This is a genomic window from Tropicimonas marinistellae (assembly GCF_001509585.1).
GTDB lineage: Bacteria > Pseudomonadota > Alphaproteobacteria > Rhodobacterales > Rhodobacteraceae > Tropicimonas > Tropicimonas marinistellae.
In genome coordinates this window covers 566,216-583,369 of the sequence record NZ_LNCI01000001.1, presented here as the reverse complement: position 1 = coordinate 583,369, position 17,154 = coordinate 566,216, and the positions used below count along the sequence as shown (strand labels likewise).

Below are 17,154 nucleotides of genomic sequence, written 5' to 3'. Positions count from 1 at the left end.
GATACCGTTCGGGTCCGTGGCGCGGGCGCCGCTCAGTGCAGCTTCGCTTCCACGACCTTGATGCTTTCGTTGATCAGCGCCGTGGCATCGGCGTCGCTCATGCCCTTGGCAACGACGTCGGCCGCAGCGGCGACGGCCACGTTGATGGCAGTGTCGCGGACTTCCTTGACCGCGTTGGCCTCGGCCGAGGAGATCTGGTCTTCCGCAGCTTGCAGACGGCGGGCGATCGACTTTTCAAGGTCGATTTTCGCCTGGTTCGCGGCTTCCTGGGCGTCGGCCTTGGCCTGGGTGACGATCAGTTCGGCCTGCTCTGCCACGTCTTTCTGCTTGCGCTCGAAATCGGCCAGAACGGTCTGCGCCTCTTCGCGCAGCGCGCGGGCTTCATCAAGCTCGGAGCGGATGGTCGCCGCGCGCTTGTCGAGTTGCCCCAAGAGCATCCCCGGCACCTTGAAGTAGAACAGGATGCCGATGAAGACGAGGAAGGCGATCAGCACAACGAAATTGGTGTTCGCCAGGCTGAAGAAGGGGCCGGAGGCCGCGAAGGCCGGCGCGGCGGCGAGCGCCAGGGCGGCGGTCAGGATGGACTTGCGCATCACGCGCCTCCCTTCAGTTGGGCGTCCACCGATGCGGCGACGGCCTCGGCGTCGACCGGGCGTCCGAGGACGGAGACGATTTCGCCGGCGGTGTCCTTCGCAACGGTTTCGATGCTTGCCAGGGCGCTGTCGCGGATCTCCGCGATGCGGGCCGCGGATTCGGCCGACTTGGCAGCGATCTCGGCATCGGCCTTGGCGGTCGCCACGTCGAGCTCGTCCTTGATGGCGCTGCGGGCTTCGGCGGCGATTTTCTGCGCCTCGGAACGCGCCTCGGCCAGGGCTTTCTGGTAAGCCTTCTCCGCCTCCACGGCCTTGAGCTTCAGCTCTTCGGCGGCGGCGATGTCATTCGTGATGGTTCCGTTCCGTTCGGCCAGCACGCTCGCGATGCGCGGCAGGGCGACCTTGGTCAGGATGAAATAGATCGCGAGGATGGTCACGATCAGCCAGAAGATCTGGTTCGGGAACGTCGAGAAGTCCAGCTGCGGCATGCCGGCGCCCTCGGCTGCGTGTGCAGCGTCAGCGGCTCCGTGCGCGGCGTCGGTCGCGTGTTCCGTCGTTTCGGTTGCGTGGCTGTCGCCTGCCATGCTGTCCTCCTGGATCTGGAAGTTCACCAAGGGGGCCGGACGGATCGGCCCGCCCCCCTGGCGGCAAGGATCTCGGGAAGTCGCTTAGACGGCGAACATCAGCAGAAGCGCGACCAGGAACGAGAAGATGCCCAGGGCTTCCGCAAAGGCGATGCCGATGAAGAGCGTCGCGGTCTGACCGGCGGCGGCGGTCGGGTTGCGCAGGGCGCCTGCCAGGAAGTTGCCGGCCACGTGGCCCACCCCGATGGCGGCAGCGCCGGAACCGATAGCTGCGAGGCCTGCGCCGATGTGTGCGAGATCGCCTTCCATTGTGATTTCTCCTTGCGATTGGAAGTTGATGTTTCTGGTATTCGGTATCCCGGCTGCCGCCCTCAGTGCGAGGGATGCAGCGCGTCTTTCAGGTAGACGCAGGTCAGGATGGTAAAGACATAGGCCTGGATGAAGGCCACGAGGACTTCGAGCCCGTAGATCGCGGTGATCGCCAGGATCGAGAAGGGCGCGATGGCGGTGACGGCGGCGAAACCGGCGAACACCTTGATCACCGCGTGGCCGGCCATCATGTTGCCGCCAAGACGAATGGAGTGGCTGACCGGGCGCACGAAGTAGGAGATGATCTCGATCACCGCCAGCACCGGGCGCAACGGCAGCGGCGCGGACTTGACCCAGAAGAGTTCAAGGAACTTCGCACCGTTCTTCACGAAGCCGACGACGGTGACGGTGATGAACACGGCCAGCGCCAGGATCGCGGTCACGGCGATGTGCGAGGTGGTGGTGAAGGCCATGGGCAGGAGGCCCAGCATGTTCGCGAAGACGATGAACATGAAGAGCGTCATGATGTAGGGGAAGAACTTCAGCGCGTCCTTGCCGGCCACATCCTCGACCATCTTGTAGACGAAGCCGTAGGCAAGCTCGGCCATGGACTGGGCGCGGGTCGGGATGATCGCCCGGCCCCGGGAGCCGACGACCAGCAGCAGGACCACGGCCAGAACGGTAATCGCCATCCAGAGCGTCACGTTGGTGATCGTGTACCAATGCACCGTGTCGCCGCCGAACAGGGGTTTCACCACGAACTGATCCATCGGGTGGATGGAAATGCCGCCGCCGTGTGCTTCGTCTGCCACGTGTCAGTCCCTTTCGTCCCTGGCGGCCGGGGCCGCCTGCTTGTCGTCCGCGGCGCGTGCCGCCTGTGTTTCCTTGGCGGCCTCGGCCACCTGTGCTTTCTGGACCTCGCTCGCGGTGCGCATCATCGTCTTCACGCCCGCCACGAAGCCCAGCAATATGAACAGCACCAGCATGATGGGCTTCGTGCCTAAAAGCGCGTCCAGCCCCAGTCCGATGCCAAGGCCGATCACGATGCCGGCCACAAGCTCTGTTACCATCCGCCAGGCGATGTTTGCCTGGGAATACTTGTCGGCGGCCATCGAGCCTTGCGTTTCCTCACCCTTGGCCGCCGCGATTTTCTCGTGGAGCCGCCGCAGCCGCTCACTGTCGCTGTTGTCTGCCAATAGGAGCTGTCCTCCGACAATTGACGCGGACACTAGGCAATCGGAGTGCCCGGAGTCAATTGGGTATTCTGCGGCCGCAAACGACCGCAATAGATTGAAAAATAACGATAATTTTTCCATGCGTCAGAACGCGCGTTCCAACCGGACCGCTCACGACACGCGACGCCAAATTCAACCGAAAGGTTGATCTTTCCGAAAATCACCGCGTCAGTTCGGGACCGTTCCGCGCAGGTAGCGCCGCAACAGGCGTCCGTCGATGGCCAGCAAGCCCAGGAAGATCATGCCCATTCCCGCCAAATGCGCCGTCTCGATCTCGTCGCCCAAGAGCGCATGGCCGAGCAGAACGGCGGAAACCGGTGCGATGAACGTGACGATCGACGCGTTCGTGGCGCCGATCTGGGGGATGATCGCGTAGAGCACGATGAAGGCGACCCCCGTGAGAACAACGCCGAGCCCGAGCACGGAAACCACGCCTGCGGGTGTCGCGATGATGGGCGGACCCTCCATTGCCAGCATTGCCGGCGCCATGAAAAGCGCGCCCGTTGTCAGGGCGGTTGCGGCAACGACGGCGGGGTCGACCCCGTGCAGGCGGCGAAGGTAGTTCATCGCCACGGCGTAGCAGACCGGCGCCAGCAACGTGAACAGGATCGCACCGACCTCGCTGGATACCCCGCCGCGCAATGCCGGCAACGTGAGCACGACGATTCCGGCAAACCCGAACAGAACACCGAGTGTCTTCGCAGGCGTGGCACGTTCGCCGCCCGGCCAGAAATGCGAGACGATCACCACCATGATAGGCATCATCGCGTTCACGATGCCGGCGACGCCGCTTGCGATGTATTGCTGCGCAATCGGATAGACCGCGAAGGGGATCGCGTAGTTGAGAACCCCGAGCACCAGTGCTTGCCCATAAAACCGCATAGACCGAGGCACGGGCTTCCCTCGCGCCAGCACCCAGGCCCAACAGGTTGCGGCCCCGAACGCGATCCGCAGGAAGGACACGGCCAGCGGGCCGACCTCCCGCAAGAGGATCGCGTTGAACGTGAACGACGCGCCCCAGCCGATACCGAGCACGAAAACGATGAGCCAGTTTCTGAACGCCATGGCAGCCTCCTGCCGCCTGCATCGCAAGACCGATGCGGCGGCGCCACCCGAAACTTGCGCATTTCCCGTGCGGGGATCTGACGCAATGCACAGACATGCAGCGCCGCACTGCGGCGACATGCCCTCTCTGCAATGCGGCAATGCTCCTGCCGGCGCTACTGCCGTTAGCGATAACGATCTATCTTGGCCGTGGAGGCGCGAACAGTGAAAGGATGACTCACATGACGAAGTATACTCTCGAACTCTTTGATAACGCCGAGATTCAGGAATTCGACCAGTTCAACCTGGTTGAGATCGAACGACAGGCCGCCCAGCTTCGTGCCGAAGCGATCGCAGAAGGCGCTGCCGCGCTGCGTCGCAGCATCGTGAGCTTTTTCCGCGCGGACAAATCCGTGAAGCCGGCCGAAACCGCGGCCTGACAGAGACCATTCAGGACTGCGCCGGCCGCTCCATGCGCTGGCGCAGCCTGCTCCCTTCCCCCTGCTCCTGCCCGGGCGTAGACTGGCGCCCATGCAACCGTCGCTCGATACCATCTTCGCCGCACTGTCGGACCCGACCCGGCGCAGGATCCTGTCGATGCTGCTGGAAGACGACATGGCCGTGACGGATGTCGCGGACCCGTTCGAGATGTCCCTCGCGGCGATTTCCAAACATCTGACGATCCTCACGCGCGCAGGGCTGATCAGCCAGGAGAAGCGCGGGCGGGTGAAATGGTGCAAGCTCGAACCCCATGCCTTGCGGGACGCGTCGGTCTGGATGCAGGGGTTCGGTCAGTTCGAACCGGTGAACCTGGATGCGTTCGAGCGGTTTCTTGAGACCGAGCTGCAGCCGGACGGCGATGGTCTGTCCCCAGGAGGCGAGCTGCCCGGTCAATAACCGCTTTGGGCCCGGCATCCGCGCGCCGTGATCCGGCTGAGCCCCGGCTAATCCGCTTCGAGCAAGAGCACGAGGGCCAGCACGGTCAGCGCAACGCCCGCCATGATCATCAGGGGCGGCGCCGGCCTACCGAACGCGATTTCCCATCCGAGCACCCACGTCGGGACCAGATAGGTGTAGGCCATTACCTTGGCCGCCGGCAGGCGAAGCGCGGCGTATTGCACCAGAACGAACGTGATCGCCGAGGCAATGACCGCGAGATAGAGCAGCGTGATCCAGACGATCCGTGGCAGCGCGCCCCAATCGGTCGCGACGATATCCCCCCAACCGTAGACGAGTAGCAACAGCGCCGCTGCAACGAGCGTCCCGAACGTGAAAACGTCCGGCGATTCACCCCGGTTCAACCGGGGCACCATGGGCGCATAGGCCGCGTGGGCGACGCAGCCCCAGAAAAAGATTGTCTCGCCCCGGCCGATGCGAAAGGCAAAGAGCGCTTCCCAGTCGGCACGGAAGATCACCCAGAGCGCCCCCGCCGCGCCAATCGCCAGGGCCAGGGCAACGCGCAGGGACATGCCTTGCCGCAGCAATAGCCACCCGAAGGCCGCGGCCATCGGAGGGGTCAACGTGAACACCGCTGCGGCAGAGACCGGCGGCGCGGTCTTCAGCCCTTCGAACATCGCCACGAAATAGATGGAGAACAGACCGCCCAGGATCAGGTATCGCCACGGAGCGGCGAATGCCGACCGGTGCAGACGGCCGGTGGCGGTCGCGAATATGCCGATGATGACCGCCGCGATCATGAAACGCGCTGCATTCAGCGCGGTCGGCGCGATCTCTCCGGCCGCCATCGCGCCCAGGCTGAAGGACCCTGCCACCAGTGCGGAAAAGAGCAGCATCGCCAGATGACCACGGCGCGACTGGCCGGGGATTTTCACCCGGCTCACGCTTCTTCCCACTCCCGAACTTTTTGCTTCAGGAAGGTCACCAGGGTCTGCACCTTTGCGGTGCGGTGCAGGTCCACATGCGTGACGAGCCAGAGCTGGCTGACCCAATCCTCGCGCGGCTCCATCATTTCGACGAGGGTGTCATCCTCGCGGCCGTCGGGCACGGACATGAAACCGATCCCGGCCCCGGCCCGGATCGCGTCGAGCATCGAGCGATATTGCGAGGCGCGATAGACGATCCGGCTCGCCGGGATCGTTTCGCCCATCCAGCGGAAGAAGGGGGCCCGGCTGTTCATCTCGTCCGGTCCGACGAACCGGTGATCCTCCCAGGCGCCGTCCACGAGCGGCCCGTACCGGTCCACATAGTCCCGCGCTGCGAACAATGTCTGGTGCTCGGTCAGGAAGGGCTGGACGATATTGTCGGGTTGATCGGGTTTCACCCCCGCCCGGATCGCCACATGCGCCTCGCCGTATTCCAGCTTGAACAGCCGGTGATCGGTGAGGAACCGCACGCGGATATCGGGATGAGCCTCCATGAACTCCCGCAGCAGCGGCGCGAGGCGCGGCGAAAGAGACGGCAGGGACGTGACGATGATTTCACCGGCCACGTCGGAGCCGCGCCCCCGGATCCGCCCCACGAGCTGCGTGAACTGATCCTCGGTGGCGCTGGCCACCTGCAGCAGGTCGAGCCCTGCCTCGGTCGGGGTGTAGCCGCGTGCGTGGCGCTGGAACAGCTTGGTGCCGAGCCGCGCCTCAAGCGCGTCCACGTGGCGGATCACCGTCGCGTGGTGAACGCCGAGCGCGTCTGCGGCGCCGGACACCGTTCCCAGCTTGGCCACGTGAAAAGATGTTCTGATTTCGTCCCAGGTATCCACCGTCATATAGTCGAACCCATACTGCATGCCTCAAAAAATTCGTGCGCACATGAACAGATTGCGGGGCGGTGTGGAAGTCCCCTCTGCAAAAAGTGAGATCGAGTGACGGCCGCTTGACCGGCATCGGCGCTCTTTCCGGAATCGCGGCGACGGAAACCCGCCGCCGGTGCGTATCTGGAGCATCGTCAACCCGGAACCAGGGAAGAGACATCATGAAACGCACCGTTATTTCCGCACTTGCCATCGCGGCCAGCCTTTCGGCGCCGGCCATGGCACAACAGGCCGCCCCCGGCGGCTTTGCCCCGGGCGAGACCTTTCTCTCCATGTGGGACGGCGACGCGGACGGCACCGTGACGCTGGAAGAGATTCAGGCCCGGCGCGCGGACATCTTTGCAAGCTTTGACGCCGACGAGGATGGCGCGCTGAGCGCGGACGAATTCGCCGCGCTCGACGCGGCACGTGCCGACGCCATGCAACGCCCCGACGATCGCGGCCGTGGTCTCGCACAGGGGCAGCAACCGCTACAGCGCGCGGCCATGGACACCGACGGCGACGGCAGCATCACGCAAGCCGAGTACCTCGCGGCCGCGGAGGGCTGGATCGCCGTCATGGATGGCAATGGCGACGGCGTCCTGACCACGGCCGATTTCGGCCGCGGGCCGGGACAGGCCGCGAACGCCGGCCCCGGCATGCAGCGCGGCATGGGACAGGGGCGCGGTCAGGGTCAGGGCTTTGACGGACCGCGTTGGCAAGAAGGCCCTGACGTCGCGATGGGCAATCGCGGAAACGGCCAGAGGGGGGGCCAGATGGGCCGCATGCAGGGTCACGCGCAGAACCAGCAATTCGGCATGATGCAGGGCCACGGGCATGGATGGCGTCAGCAAATGGCGCCCGGCGGGGCGGACCGAGACGACATGGGCCGCTGGCATTCGACCATGGGGCCCGGCAGCATGGGACCGAAAGGCGCGCAGTTTGGCGGGATGGGGCAAGGCGGCATGCGCCAGGCTCAACCGGCCGCCTTCCAGGCGTTCGCGACGAACGACGGCGCGCTCTGGGTTGTCGATGCCCGCACCGGCGACATCCTGCATTGCCGGATAGGGACCGCGCCCGACGCTCCGGCCCCGGTGTGCGTGGAAGCCGTGAAGTAACCGGCGCGGCTAACGCTCCGGGAATACGGGCGGGCCGAGAGGTCCGCCCGCGTGCTTTTCAAATATGCACACACGAACGCACATTTGCGCAGATTGAACACAAAAACAAACAGGCTCATCTGTTACGGGACACCAGAATTCAGGATTGAAGGACCGACCAGATGACCACTCAAAAGATTCTTCGTATCGACACGTCCGCCCGCCGCGCCGGCTCCGTGAGCCGCGAACTCACCGACACGATCGTCGCACGGTTTCCGGGCGCCGAGGTGGTGACACGCGACCTCGCTGACAGCCCCCTGCCGCATATCAACGAGGGTTTCGTGACCGTGACGAAAGGCGCGGGCGACGATTCCCTGAGTGACGCGCAGCGCGAGATGATCGCACTTTCCGACACGCTGATCGACGAGTTGAAAGCCGCCGACACGATCGTCATTGGCCTGCCGGTCTACAACTTCGGCGTTCCCTCGGCCCTGAAGGCGTGGGTGGACCTCGTTGCGCGCGCCGGCGTGACCTTCCGCTACAGCGAAGCCGGCCCCGAAGGCCTCCTGACCGGAAAGCGGGTCATCATCGCGATGGCGTCGGGCGGAACCGAAGCAAACTCGCCAATCGATTTTGCGACCCCGTATCTGCGCCACGTGCTCGGCTTCATGGGGATGACCGACGTGCAGCTGGTGCATGCGGACCGGCTGGCGCTCGACCCCGAGGGAACGCTCAAATCCGCACAAAGCCAGGTTGCCGAACTCGCGGCCTGACACGCGGCGGCCGTGGTCCGGGGCAACTCCTCCCTGCCCCGGCGACCGGCCGGCAACTGAATAGCTGTTCGGCATACCGGCTTTCGGCTAGAACCGAGTGGTTGTCCAAATTGCAATCGAGACAGTCAGCCACATGCCAAACCGCTTCACTCTCCTCCCCATCGCCGCCCTTCTCGTTGCAGGGGCGGCGTTTGCACATCAAGACGTTAGCAATCCGGCCGTCCTTGCACGGATGCAAGGCATGAGCGCGATCAACGATGCCATGAAGACCCTCTCTGCGATGGTGAAGGGGGATGCGACCTTCGACGCGGATGCAGCCGCTGGCGCACGTGCCAAGCTTGTGGCGGAGATAGACGCCATGCCCGGCCTGTTCGCGGCCCCGGAAACCGATCCGAAAAGCGAGGCGCGCCCGGAAATCTGGACCGATCCGGCCACGTTCGCCGCGCGCATCGACGCGTCCCGCGTCGCGGTCGCGGCGCTCGACACGGCTACGCTGGAGAGCCTTGCAGCCGGGTTCACCACCGTGGGGCTCTCCTGCAAGGGCTGCCACGACAGCTTTCGGCAGAGAAAGTAGACCAACCGAGCCCCGGAAACTGCGTTCCCGCGCTTGACTCGGGGGCCGTTCGCGGCGTAGGGAGCCCGCGATACCCGGAAGTGCGAGCTTCCGGTCCTTTGCTTGCGAAGGATCGCCACCAGTCAGCGCGTTGCGCCCACTGGTGCGTTTGTCGTTTGGAAACGGGCTTCCTACATCGGAGCCAAGGGCAGCAATCAATGGCCGAAGGAGGGCCGGGGCATGTTCGAGACATTATCAGACCGCCTCGGTGGAGTCTTCGACCGGCTGACCAAGCAGGGCGCGCTTTCCGAGGACGACGTCAAGACGGCGCTCCGCGAGGTCCGCGTGGCGCTCTTGGAGGCCGATGTCTCGCTGCCGGTGGCGCGCAACTTCATCAAGGCGGTGCAGGGCAAGGCGACCGGACAGGCGGTGACGAAATCGGTCACGCCGGGTCAACAGGTGGTCAAGATCGTCCATGACGAGCTGGTGCATTTCCTCGCCGGCGACGCCGAAACTCTGGGCGAGCTGAAGGTCGACAACCCGCCCGCGCCGATCCTGATGGTCGGGCTTCAGGGGTCGGGCAAGACGACGACCACCGCCAAGCTCGCGAAGCGTCTCAAGGAGAAGAACGGCAAGCGGGTGCTGATGGCCTCGCTCGACGTGAACCGCCCCGCCGCCATGGAGCAGCTTCAGATCCTCGGTACGCAGGTGGGTGTCGACACGCTGCCGATCATCAAGGGGCAGAAGCCGGTCGAGATTGCCAAGCGCGCCAAGCAGCAGGCCACGCTTGGCGGCTACGACGTCTACATGCTCGATACTGCCGGGCGTCTCTCCATCGACGACGAGTTGATGGCCGAGGTGGAGGCGGTGCGCGATGCCACCTCCCCGCGCGAAACGCTGCTGGTGGTCGACGGCCTGACCGGCCAGGACGCCGTGCACACGGCGGAGAATTTCGACAGCCGCATCGGTATCTCCGGCGTGGTGCTGACGCGGATGGACGGCGATGGCCGCGGCGGTGCGGCGCTGTCGATGCGCTACGTCACCGGCCAGCCGATCAAGTTCGTCGGCCTCGGCGAGAAGATGGACGCTCTGGAGGAGTTCCACCCCGAGCGGATCGCCGGCCGGATCCTCGGCATGGGCGACATCGTCTCGCTCGTGGAGAAGGCCCAGGAGACGCTGGAGATCGAGCAGGCCGAGCGCATGATGAAGCGCTTCCAGAAGGGCCAGTTCTCGATGAACGACCTGAAGGCGCAGCTTGAACAGATGATCAAGATGGGCGGCATGGAAGGCGTCATGGGCATGATGCCCGGCATGGGCAAGATGAAGAACCAGATCGCCGAAGCCGGTTTCGACGACAAGATCATCAAGCACCAGATCGCGCTGATCGATTCGATGACGAAGAAGGAGCGCGCCGCGCCGCAGATCCTGCAGGCGAGCCGCAAGAAGCGGATCGCGCGGGGCGCCGGCATGGAAGTATCGGACCTCAACAAGCTTCTGAAGATGCACCGGCAGATGTCCGACATGATGAAGAAAATGGGCAAGAAGGGCCTGTTGAAACAGGCCATGTCCGGCATGTTCGGCAAGGGCGGCGGCCTGCCGAAGGATCTGGCGAACGTGAACCCGGCAGACATGGAAAAGGCCGCCAAGGCGCTCGGCAATATGCCCGGCGGCGGCATGCCCGGCGGATTGCCCGGGCTCGGCGGCGGCGGCATGGCCCTGCCGCCCGGCCTCTCCGGTTTTGGCAAGAAGAAATAGGTTTCCCCGATGCGCACGCCTGTCCTCGAAACAGATCGCCTGTTCCTGCGCCGCCCGACCCGTGCGGATATTGGTGCCATCCTTGCGCAGCTGCGAAGCGGCAAGCCGCATGTTTCCACCGCCCCGCTGAGCGGGGAGCGGGCGCTGGCGCAGACGGTCCCCATCGTCTGCCACTGGGATCTTTGCGGGCTCGGGCTCTTCGCCGTCCTGCCCAAGGGGTGTGACGAGCCCGTCGGGCTTGCCGGCCCCTGGCATGCGACCGGCTGGCCGGAGCCGGAACTCGGCTGGCTGTTCTGGGACACCGCGGATGCGGACACGCTGGCGCCCGAGGCCCTGCACGCGGCGCGGGATTTCGCCGCCCGCGGCGTCGGCTGGCGCGAGATCATCAGTTTCGTTGCGCCCGAAGACAGGCGCAGCGCGGCGCTCGCCCGGACCATCGGAGCGATTGCCGACCCGTTCAGCGATACCGATGCGGACGCGCTCGTCTTCCGCCATCCCGTACCCACGCGCGATCCGGCACCGATCCAGCCCTGGAGGCGGGCGGCATGAGACGCTCGACCCCACGCGGAGGCGCCAAATGACGGACGCCCCGATTCTGACGACAGACCGCCTGACCCTGCGACGCCAGCGCGTCGCGGACTTCGAGCCCTTCGCGGCGCTGCTGGCAACGGATCGCTCCAAGTACATGGGCGGACCGATCAGCCGGCGCGACGCATGGCTGTGGTTTGCCGCGGATTCCGGGGCCTGGGCGCTGACCGGATGCGGCGGCTGGACGCTGGAACGGCGCGAGGACGGCGCCGTGATCGGGCAGATCGGCTGCAACAGGCCCGATTTCTTCCCCGAGATCGAACTCGGCTGGATGCTCTACGACGGTTTCGAGGGCCAGGGGTACGCCGCGGAAGCCGCAGGCGCCGCCCGAGACTGGGCCTTTGGCCCGCGCGGTCTGTCGACGCTTGTCAGCTACATTTCCCCGGAGAATGCCGCCTCCATCCGCGTGGCCGAGCGGCTGGGCGCACGCCTCGACGAGCGTGCCGACCGACCGGACCCCGAGGACCTCGTGTACCGCCACCCCCACCCCGGCGAGGCGGCATGAGCGGCATTCACTTGGATATCCCGGTGCTGGAGACCGAACGTCTGGTGCTGCGCGCGCCGGTGACGGCGGATTTCCCGGCCTATCGGGCGTACTTCGCCTCCGAGCGGTCGCAATACACCGGCGGGCCGCGCGGGGAGCGCGAGACATGGGCCGGCTTCGCGACGCTGCTCGGCCACTGGCTCATACGCGGCTTCGGGATGTGGACGATCTGCGAGCGAGGGTCGGAGACCCCCGCCGGCCATGCCGGCTGCTGGCAACCGGCCACCTGGCCCGAAGCAGAGATCGGCTGGATCATGTATGACGGCTACGAGGGCCGGGGCTATGCCTTCGAGGCCGCCAGCGCGATCCGCGACCACGCATTCGGCCCGATGGGCTGGACGACGGCTGTCAGCTATATCCGCCCGGGCAACGACCGCTCTGTCGCGCTCGCGGAACGGCTGGGCGCCTTTGCGGATGCAGCCGCACCACGCCCGCAGCACGCCCCCGATTGCCTCGTCTACAGGCATCCCGGACCGGGAGCTGCGGCATGATCGTGGAACGCCTGGAAACCGACCGGCTGCTGCTGCGCCGCCCCGTGCCTGCGGACATGGGGGCGTATCAGACCTACTATGCCTCGGATTGGCGGGCCACACATGGCCCCGTCGTCGCCCCGCGCCAGTCGCGCGACCGCTTCGAAGCCATTCTCGCGCATTGGCAGCAGAAGGGATTCGGCAGGTTTGTCATCGAACGGCGCGACGCGCCCGGCGGGATTGGCCTGATCGGGCCGCATTTCCCGGACAGTTTCATCGAACCGGAAATCACCTGGCAACTCTGGCAGGCAGACGTGGCCGGTCATGGCTTCGCCCACGAGGCGGCGACCGCCGCGCGTGCCCATGCGTTCGACACGCTCGGCTGGACCACCGCCGTCACCTATATCCATGCAGAGAACCGCAACGCGATCCAGCTTGCGCTTCGGATGGGTGCGTCGCTCGACCCAGAAGCCACCTACCCGGCGTCCATTGGCCCGCATGACGTCTATCGCCACCCCGGCCCGGTGAGAGCCGAGAGCGTGCTTCCCGTTCAGACGCGCCGCAAGACGGACGGCGCGGGACCGCCGACCCTTCGGACGCCGCGTTTCTTGCTGCGCCCCTACAATCTCGACGATTTCGGAGCCTACGCGGCCCATTTCGCGTCGGCGCACGCGCCCGGCTCGTCCGCCCCGGTCTCGCGCGATACGGCCTGGAACCGGTTTGCGAATGACATCGCCCACTGGCCGCTCTTTGGCTATGGCGGCCTGACGATCGAGGTCGATGGTCAGCCGGCGGGTTTTGTCAGGATAACCAGTGCACCCGGCTCGCCGGAACCGGAGCTCGGCTGGAGCCTCTACGACGGTTTCCGCGGGAAGGGCGTCGCGACAGGCGCCGCAATGACGCTGCGCGATTACGCCTACATGCACGCGGGGCTGACCTCGCTGGTCAGCTATTGCGATCCGGATGACACGTCCTCGATCCGGGTTGCCGAGCGGCTCGGCTGCAAACCCGATCCCGATGCGACCGGACCCGTTGGTGTTTCCTGCCTCGTCTACCGTCACCCCGCCGCCGACGCGGACGGCAACCCGGAGGCATACGCATGAACCGTTTCACAAACAGGTTGCGTGCGCCGGAAGCACGACCGGCTGGCACCGAGCGCCTGCGTCTTTGGCGCGCCGAAATCGAGGAGGCTGTCTGATGGGGCATCGCAGCATTCCGACACTGGAGACGGAGCGGTTGATCCTTCGTGGGCCCGAACCCGAGGATTACCCGAACTTCCGCTCGACCTTCTCGTCCTACCGCTCGCGCTTCATGGGCGGGCCGCTCAACGCCTACGAGATCTGGATGCTCTACGCCGCCGAGATCGGGCATTGGGAGATCCGCGGCTTCGGCATGTGGATGATCCACCTGCGGGAGACCGACGAGACGCTTGGCATGGCTGGCGGTTGGTTTCCGCCCAAGTGGCCGGAACGGGAGATTGCCTGGTTCATCTGGCCGGAAAAGTCCGGACATGGCTACGCGCTGGAAGCCACGCACCGGGCGCGGCGGTACTTCTACGACGATGGCGGATGGGAGACCGCCGTTTCCTACCTCGATCCCAAGGACCTCGATTCGATCCGTCTGGCCGAGCGGCTTGGCGCGACCAAGGACCCGTCTGCCGCGTCTGTCGACGGCAACGACGTCGTGTACCGCCACCCGTCGCCGGCCCGGCTCCGCGACGGCCAGCTTCGCGACGGGATCGAGCTGGAGATCCGCTCCTATTACGATCCGCTGTTCAAGCCGAAGGGATACGCCATTGACTGACGCCGTTGCCCGCGCCGCCGAGTTGCTCAAGGAGCACCGCGACAGCATCGACCGGCTGGACGCGATCCTTGTCTACACGCTCGCCGAGCGCTTTGCCCACACGCAGGCGGTGGGCAAGCTCAAGGCCACACACGACCTTCCCCCGTCCGATCCGACGCGCGAATCCGCGCAGATCGAGCGGCTCGAAGATTTGGCGATACGGGCCGACCTGGACCCCGATTTCGCCAAGGCATTCCTGAACTTCATCATTCAGGAAGTCATCCGACACCACAAGAAACACCAGGAATGACGGCCGTATAACCGGCCCAATCACCGCCATTCGAAGGAGAAAAACAATGGCCATGAAAATTCGTCTCGCCCGCGGCGGCTCCAAGAAGCGCCCGTTCTATTCCATCGTCGCTGCCGATAGCCGCATGCCGCGCGATGGCCGGTTCATCGAGAAGCTGGGCACCTACAACCCGCTTCTGCCGAAGGACAGCGAAGAGCGCGTGAAGATGGACATGGAGCGCGTGCAGTACTGGCTCGACCAGGGCGCCCAGCCGACCGACCGTATCAGCCGCTTCCTGGAAGCCGCCGGCACCAAGGACAAGGTCGAGCGCAACAACCCCAACAAGGCCAAGCCGGGCAAGAAGGCGCAGGAGCGTGCCGAGGAGAAAGCCGCCAAGGAGGCCGAGGCCGCTGAAGCCGCTGCTGCAGCGACCGAAGCTCCGGCCGAGGCTCCGGCTGAGGAAACCGAAGAGGCCGCCGTCGAGTAAGGCGGCCTTGCCCGGAGGGTCTGGCGATGTCTGAAGCCCGCGTTTGCGTCGGCGCGATTGCCGGTGCGTTCGGCGTGCAGGGTGAGGTGCGGCTGAAGAGCTTCTGCGCCCAGCCCGACGACATCGCCGCCTATGGCCCGCTCTACACCGAGGACGGCACCGGCAGTTTCTCGGTGGAGATCACGCGGCCGGTCAAGAACGGGCTGGCCGCGCGCCTTGTGGGCGTGGCCAGCAAGGAACAGGCGGATGCGTTGAAAGGCACGCGCCTGTTCGCGGACCGCGACCGGATGCCGGCGCTGCCGGAGGACGAGTTCTACCACGCCGATCTGATCGGGCTGGAAGTACGCGACACCGGCGGCACGCTGCTGGGAACCGTGCGGGCGGTGCAGGAATTCGGCGCCGGCGACATGCTGGAAATCCACGGCCCGGGGTTGAAGACAACCGTGCTTCTGCCGTTCACCCGGGACGCGGTGCCGACAGTGGACATCGCCGCCGGTCGCATTGTCGCCGACCCGCCCGAAGGGCTCTTCTGATGAAACGCTGGCGCCTGGGGCTGGCCGGTGCGATGTTCTACGCCGCGCCGATCGGTGCCGGTGCCACGGGTGCGGCCTATGTCGCCGTTGTGCCTTTTGCGGGGCTGTTCTTCCTCTGGGTGCTGATCATGCGCACGGAGCCGTTTCGCGACGGGATGGCCTTCGTGCTGCCGACCATCATGCTGCATTTCGCGCTGGCCTCCATGTGCCTGGGGCTGGGCGTGATGCTGCGCGCGTTGTTCGGGATCGAGGCGACCGCGCCGCTCGCGGCCTGGCTGGTCATGGGCCTCGGAGCGCTGGCGCTCGGCCGGGTGCTGTGGCAGCCGAAAAAGGAAGCGGAGACGGAAGCCTTCGTGGAAGCGGCACTGAAAACCCTGAACGAATTCGCCGACGACGCCGAGGAGATCCTCGATCAGGACCCGGACCTGCCGCTCAAGCACCCCACCGGTTCTGAGGCGGCAGCACTGGCGGTGGCCTATGGCGAGATCGACGCGCTGCCAGCCGAGGCGGCCTCCGAAGCGGCGCTGCGCGACATCCTGCTTCCGCTTGACGGGGAGGTCCGTGCCTCGATCCTGCTCGATGCCTTCCTCAACCGGGCGGAGCGCACCGGCACGCGGCGCGACCGACACGCCGCGCTGTTGCTGGCCTCGGACGGCGGCCTCGCCTGGCAGGAGATCGGCGCCGGCCGCATGGCACAGGCCTTCGACCAGATCGTCGCGGCGGCCGACACCGTCACGCTCGCGCATTTCCTGCGTCTGGCCAGCGACCTGCTCGACGGCTTTCCCACGACCCACGCAGACATGCCATCCGTGACCCGGCTGCTGGATATCGCAGGCCAGATCGCGCCGGGGCATGAGGAATTGTCCGACGCGCTGGTTTCGCTGGCCCAAAGGATCGAAGACATCGAAAGGGATCTGAGCGACGATGGCTGACAAACCCAAATCCCACGGCCGTCTCGCCATCGCCCCCAGCCTGATCCCGCGCGATCTCATGACCCCGACGCCGCGCATCACCGGTGCCTGGACGGCCAAGATCGTCACGTTGTTTCCGGACGCCTTTCCCGGCGTTCTGGGGGAATCGCTCACGGGAAAAGCACTGCAGGACGGGCTCTGGGCGCTGGAAACGATAGACCTGCGGCTCTTCGGCGTCGGTCGGCACCGGAATGTGGACGACACTCCCACCGGCGGCGGCGCCGGAATGGTCCTGCGCGCCGACGTCGTCGCCGATGCGCTTGACGAGGCGGCGAAAGGGACGCCGGCGGAGCGAGGCCGCTGGCCGCTGGTCTACCTCTCGCCGCGAGGCAGGCCCTTCACCCAGGCGACGGCCCGCAACTGGGCCCGCGCCGATGGGGTGACGATGCTCTGCGGGCGCTTCGAAGGCGTCGACCAGCGGGTGCTGGACGCCTACGGGATCGAGGAGGTCTCGCTGGGCGATTTCGTGATGACCGGCGGGGAAATCGCGGCGCAGGCGATGATCGACGCCACGGTGCGGCTGCTGCCGGGGGTTCTGGGAAATCAGGCCTCGACCGAGGAAGAGAGCTTCTCCGAAGGGCTATTGGAGCATCCGCAGTTCACGCGGCCCAACGACTGGCGCGGCCATGCCGTGCCGGAGGTGCTTCTGTCGGGCCATCACGCGAATATCCACGAATGGCGGCGCGCGCAGGCCAAGGCGCTCACCCGCGCCCGCCGGCCGGATCTCTGGGCGGCCTGGCAAGCCCGCCATGAGGGCAAGCAAGGGTAGGCAACGCGGTGAGGCGCGCGCGCCTCAACCGG

24 protein-coding genes are annotated in these 17,154 nt (G+C 65.9%); 16 read left to right on the top strand and 8 right to left on the bottom strand.

All coding sequences use genetic code 11. The features are described 5' to 3' along the window. Positions 1–32: 32 nt before the first annotated feature. The 6 genes from ARC39_RS02705 to ARC39_RS02680 form a co-directional block, all read right to left on the bottom strand. Complete coding sequence (locus tag ARC39_RS02705; RefSeq protein WP_068109588.1) at positions 33–593, bottom strand: F0F1 ATP synthase subunit B; 561 nt, start codon at positions 591–593, stop codon at positions 33–35. After that, positions 593–1,177, bottom strand: a complete 585-nt coding sequence (locus tag ARC39_RS02700; protein ID WP_068109585.1) for a F0F1 ATP synthase subunit B' — start codon at positions 1,175–1,177, stop codon at positions 593–595. The genes ARC39_RS02705 and ARC39_RS02700 overlap by 1 nt, the downstream gene beginning before the upstream one ends. A gap of 84 nt (positions 1,178–1,261) precedes the next feature. Then, positions 1,262–1,486 (bottom strand): F0F1 ATP synthase subunit C, encoded by a 225-nt coding sequence (locus tag ARC39_RS02695; protein ID WP_068109582.1) that lies wholly within the window; start codon positions 1,484–1,486, stop codon positions 1,262–1,264. 62 nt (positions 1,487–1,548) lie between these two features. Continuing rightward, positions 1,549–2,298 carry a F0F1 ATP synthase subunit A gene (locus tag ARC39_RS02690; protein ID WP_068109579.1) on the bottom strand — a complete coding sequence of 250 codons (750 nt, stop codon included), beginning with the start codon at positions 2,296–2,298 and terminating at the stop codon, positions 1,549–1,551. Positions 2,299–2,301: 3 nt separating this feature from the next. Further along, positions 2,302–2,682, bottom strand: coding sequence for an AtpZ/AtpI family protein (locus tag ARC39_RS02685; RefSeq protein WP_068109576.1), 381 nt, complete (start codon positions 2,680–2,682; stop codon positions 2,302–2,304). Between the two features lie 207 nt (positions 2,683–2,889). Further along, the gene (locus ARC39_RS02680; RefSeq protein ID WP_068109572.1) at positions 2,890–3,786 is read right to left on the bottom strand and encodes a DMT family transporter; all 897 of its coding nucleotides are present in this window, start codon (positions 3,784–3,786) and stop codon (positions 2,890–2,892) included. Positions 3,787–4,007: 221 nt separating this feature from the next. On the opposite strand from ARC39_RS02680, the gene ARC39_RS02675 reads away from it, so the two are divergent. Together ARC39_RS02675 and ARC39_RS02670 are read left to right on the top strand one after the other, a co-directional pair. After that, positions 4,008–4,205 carry an RSP_7527 family protein gene (locus tag ARC39_RS02675; RefSeq protein ID WP_068109568.1) on the top strand — a complete coding sequence of 66 codons (198 nt, stop codon included), beginning with the start codon at positions 4,008–4,010 and terminating at the stop codon, positions 4,203–4,205. Between the two features lie 91 nt (positions 4,206–4,296). Beyond that, positions 4,297–4,662, top strand: coding sequence for an ArsR/SmtB family transcription factor (locus ARC39_RS02670; protein WP_068109565.1), 366 nt, complete (start codon positions 4,297–4,299; stop codon positions 4,660–4,662). A 47-nt stretch (positions 4,663–4,709) separates the two neighbouring features. Here the strand turns inward: ARC39_RS02670 and ARC39_RS02665 are convergent, their stop codons facing one another. Next, positions 4,710–5,597, bottom strand: a complete 888-nt coding sequence (locus ARC39_RS02665; RefSeq protein WP_438273250.1) for a DMT family transporter — start codon at positions 5,595–5,597, stop codon at positions 4,710–4,712. Between the two features lie 5 nt (positions 5,598–5,602). After that, positions 5,603–6,481, bottom strand: a complete 879-nt coding sequence (locus ARC39_RS02660) for a LysR family transcriptional regulator (protein ID WP_068110107.1) — start codon at positions 6,479–6,481, stop codon at positions 5,603–5,605. A 212-nt stretch (positions 6,482–6,693) separates the two neighbouring features. On the opposite strand from ARC39_RS02660, the gene ARC39_RS02655 reads away from it, so the two are divergent. The 14 genes from ARC39_RS02655 (at position 6,694) to trmD (ending at position 17,122) form a co-directional block, all read left to right on the top strand. Further along, on the top strand, positions 6,694–7,629 hold the full coding sequence (locus ARC39_RS02655) for an EF-hand domain-containing protein (RefSeq protein ID WP_068109563.1): 936 nt from the start codon (positions 6,694–6,696) through the stop codon (positions 7,627–7,629). Between the two features lie 161 nt (positions 7,630–7,790). Further along, the gene (locus ARC39_RS02650) at positions 7,791–8,381 is read left to right on the top strand and encodes an FMN-dependent NADH-azoreductase (RefSeq protein ID WP_068109560.1); all 591 of its coding nucleotides are present in this window, start codon (positions 7,791–7,793) and stop codon (positions 8,379–8,381) included. 133 nt (positions 8,382–8,514) lie between these two features. Then, positions 8,515–8,955, top strand: a complete 441-nt coding sequence (locus ARC39_RS02645; protein ID WP_068109558.1) for a c-type cytochrome — start codon at positions 8,515–8,517, stop codon at positions 8,953–8,955. A 219-nt stretch (positions 8,956–9,174) separates the two neighbouring features. Next, the gene (ffh, locus tag ARC39_RS02640) at positions 9,175–10,689 is read left to right on the top strand and encodes a signal recognition particle protein (protein WP_068109555.1); all 1,515 of its coding nucleotides are present in this window, start codon (positions 9,175–9,177) and stop codon (positions 10,687–10,689) included. 9 nt (positions 10,690–10,698) lie between these two features. Next, positions 10,699–11,238, top strand: coding sequence for a GNAT family N-acetyltransferase (locus ARC39_RS02635; protein ID WP_068109553.1), 540 nt, complete (start codon positions 10,699–10,701; stop codon positions 11,236–11,238). A 28-nt stretch (positions 11,239–11,266) separates the two neighbouring features. Further along, on the top strand, positions 11,267–11,782 hold the full coding sequence (locus ARC39_RS02630) for a GNAT family N-acetyltransferase (protein WP_068109551.1): 516 nt from the start codon (positions 11,267–11,269) through the stop codon (positions 11,780–11,782). Then, positions 11,779–12,312 (top strand): GNAT family N-acetyltransferase, encoded by a 534-nt coding sequence (locus tag ARC39_RS02625; protein WP_068109547.1) that lies wholly within the window; start codon positions 11,779–11,781, stop codon positions 12,310–12,312. The genes ARC39_RS02630 and ARC39_RS02625 overlap by 4 nt, the downstream gene beginning before the upstream one ends. After that, the gene (locus tag ARC39_RS02620) at positions 12,309–13,394 is read left to right on the top strand and encodes a GNAT family N-acetyltransferase (RefSeq protein WP_068109544.1); all 1,086 of its coding nucleotides are present in this window, start codon (positions 12,309–12,311) and stop codon (positions 13,392–13,394) included. Before ARC39_RS02625 ends, ARC39_RS02620 begins: the two co-directional genes overlap by 4 nt. 94 nt (positions 13,395–13,488) lie before the next feature. Further along, positions 13,489–14,094, top strand: coding sequence for a GNAT family N-acetyltransferase (locus tag ARC39_RS02615; protein ID WP_068109542.1), 606 nt, complete (start codon positions 13,489–13,491; stop codon positions 14,092–14,094). Beyond that, positions 14,087–14,383, top strand: a complete 297-nt coding sequence (locus ARC39_RS02610; protein ID WP_068109539.1) for a chorismate mutase — start codon at positions 14,087–14,089, stop codon at positions 14,381–14,383. The genes ARC39_RS02615 and ARC39_RS02610 overlap by 8 nt, the downstream gene beginning before the upstream one ends. Positions 14,384–14,429: 46 nt before the next feature. Then, the gene (gene rpsP, locus ARC39_RS02605) at positions 14,430–14,849 is read left to right on the top strand and encodes a 30S ribosomal protein S16 (protein WP_068109535.1); all 420 of its coding nucleotides are present in this window, start codon (positions 14,430–14,432) and stop codon (positions 14,847–14,849) included. A gap of 26 nt (positions 14,850–14,875) precedes the next feature. Further along, entirely contained in the window at positions 14,876–15,382 is a 507-nt protein-coding gene (gene rimM, locus ARC39_RS02600) for a ribosome maturation factor RimM (RefSeq protein ID WP_068109533.1), read from the top strand. After that, on the top strand, positions 15,382–16,314 hold the full coding sequence (locus tag ARC39_RS02595) for a hypothetical protein (protein ID WP_068109530.1): 933 nt from the start codon (positions 15,382–15,384) through the stop codon (positions 16,312–16,314). Before rimM ends, ARC39_RS02595 begins: the two co-directional genes overlap by 1 nt. Next, positions 16,307–17,122 carry a tRNA (guanosine(37)-N1)-methyltransferase TrmD gene (trmD, locus tag ARC39_RS02590; RefSeq protein WP_068109527.1) on the top strand — a complete coding sequence of 272 codons (816 nt, stop codon included), beginning with the start codon at positions 16,307–16,309 and terminating at the stop codon, positions 17,120–17,122. Before ARC39_RS02595 ends, trmD begins: the two co-directional genes overlap by 8 nt. The last annotated feature ends 32 nt before the right edge of the window (positions 17,123–17,154 follow it).

Excerpts from the sequence above, each read along its gene's own strand:
- ARC39_RS02705 (WP_068109588.1), bottom strand. The coding sequence starts at position 593 with ATGCGCAAGTCCATCCTGACCGCCGCCCTGGCGCTCGCCGCCGCGCCG.
- ARC39_RS02700 (WP_068109585.1), bottom strand. The coding sequence starts at position 1,177 with ATGGCAGGCGACAGCCACGCAACCGAAACGACGGAACACGCGACCGAC.
- ARC39_RS02695 (WP_068109582.1), bottom strand. The coding sequence starts at position 1,486 with ATGGAAGGCGATCTCGCACACATCGGCGCAGGCCTCGCAGCTATCGGT.
- ARC39_RS02680 (WP_068109572.1), bottom strand. The coding sequence starts at position 3,786 with ATGGCGTTCAGAAACTGGCTCATCGTTTTCGTGCTCGGTATCGGCTGG.
- ARC39_RS02675 (WP_068109568.1), top strand. The coding sequence starts at position 4,008 with ATGACGAAGTATACTCTCGAACTCTTTGATAACGCCGAGATTCAGGAA.
- ARC39_RS02670 (WP_068109565.1), top strand. The coding sequence starts at position 4,297 with ATGCAACCGTCGCTCGATACCATCTTCGCCGCACTGTCGGACCCGACC.
- ARC39_RS02655 (WP_068109563.1), top strand. The coding sequence starts at position 6,694 with ATGAAACGCACCGTTATTTCCGCACTTGCCATCGCGGCCAGCCTTTCG.
- ARC39_RS02650 (WP_068109560.1), top strand. The coding sequence starts at position 7,791 with ATGACCACTCAAAAGATTCTTCGTATCGACACGTCCGCCCGCCGCGCC.
- ARC39_RS02645 (WP_068109558.1), top strand. The coding sequence starts at position 8,515 with ATGCCAAACCGCTTCACTCTCCTCCCCATCGCCGCCCTTCTCGTTGCA.
- ffh (WP_068109555.1), top strand. The coding sequence starts at position 9,175 with ATGTTCGAGACATTATCAGACCGCCTCGGTGGAGTCTTCGACCGGCTG.
- ARC39_RS02635 (WP_068109553.1), top strand. The coding sequence starts at position 10,699 with ATGCGCACGCCTGTCCTCGAAACAGATCGCCTGTTCCTGCGCCGCCCG.
- ARC39_RS02630 (WP_068109551.1), top strand. The coding sequence starts at position 11,267 with ATGACGGACGCCCCGATTCTGACGACAGACCGCCTGACCCTGCGACGC.
- ARC39_RS02625 (WP_068109547.1), top strand. The coding sequence starts at position 11,779 with ATGAGCGGCATTCACTTGGATATCCCGGTGCTGGAGACCGAACGTCTG.
- ARC39_RS02620 (WP_068109544.1), top strand. The coding sequence starts at position 12,309 with ATGATCGTGGAACGCCTGGAAACCGACCGGCTGCTGCTGCGCCGCCCC.
- ARC39_RS02615 (WP_068109542.1), top strand. The coding sequence starts at position 13,489 with ATGGGGCATCGCAGCATTCCGACACTGGAGACGGAGCGGTTGATCCTT.
- rpsP (WP_068109535.1), top strand. The coding sequence starts at position 14,430 with ATGGCCATGAAAATTCGTCTCGCCCGCGGCGGCTCCAAGAAGCGCCCG.
- rimM (WP_068109533.1), top strand. The coding sequence starts at position 14,876 with ATGTCTGAAGCCCGCGTTTGCGTCGGCGCGATTGCCGGTGCGTTCGGC.
- ARC39_RS02595 (WP_068109530.1), top strand. The coding sequence starts at position 15,382 with ATGAAACGCTGGCGCCTGGGGCTGGCCGGTGCGATGTTCTACGCCGCG.
- trmD (WP_068109527.1), top strand. The coding sequence starts at position 16,307 with ATGGCTGACAAACCCAAATCCCACGGCCGTCTCGCCATCGCCCCCAGC.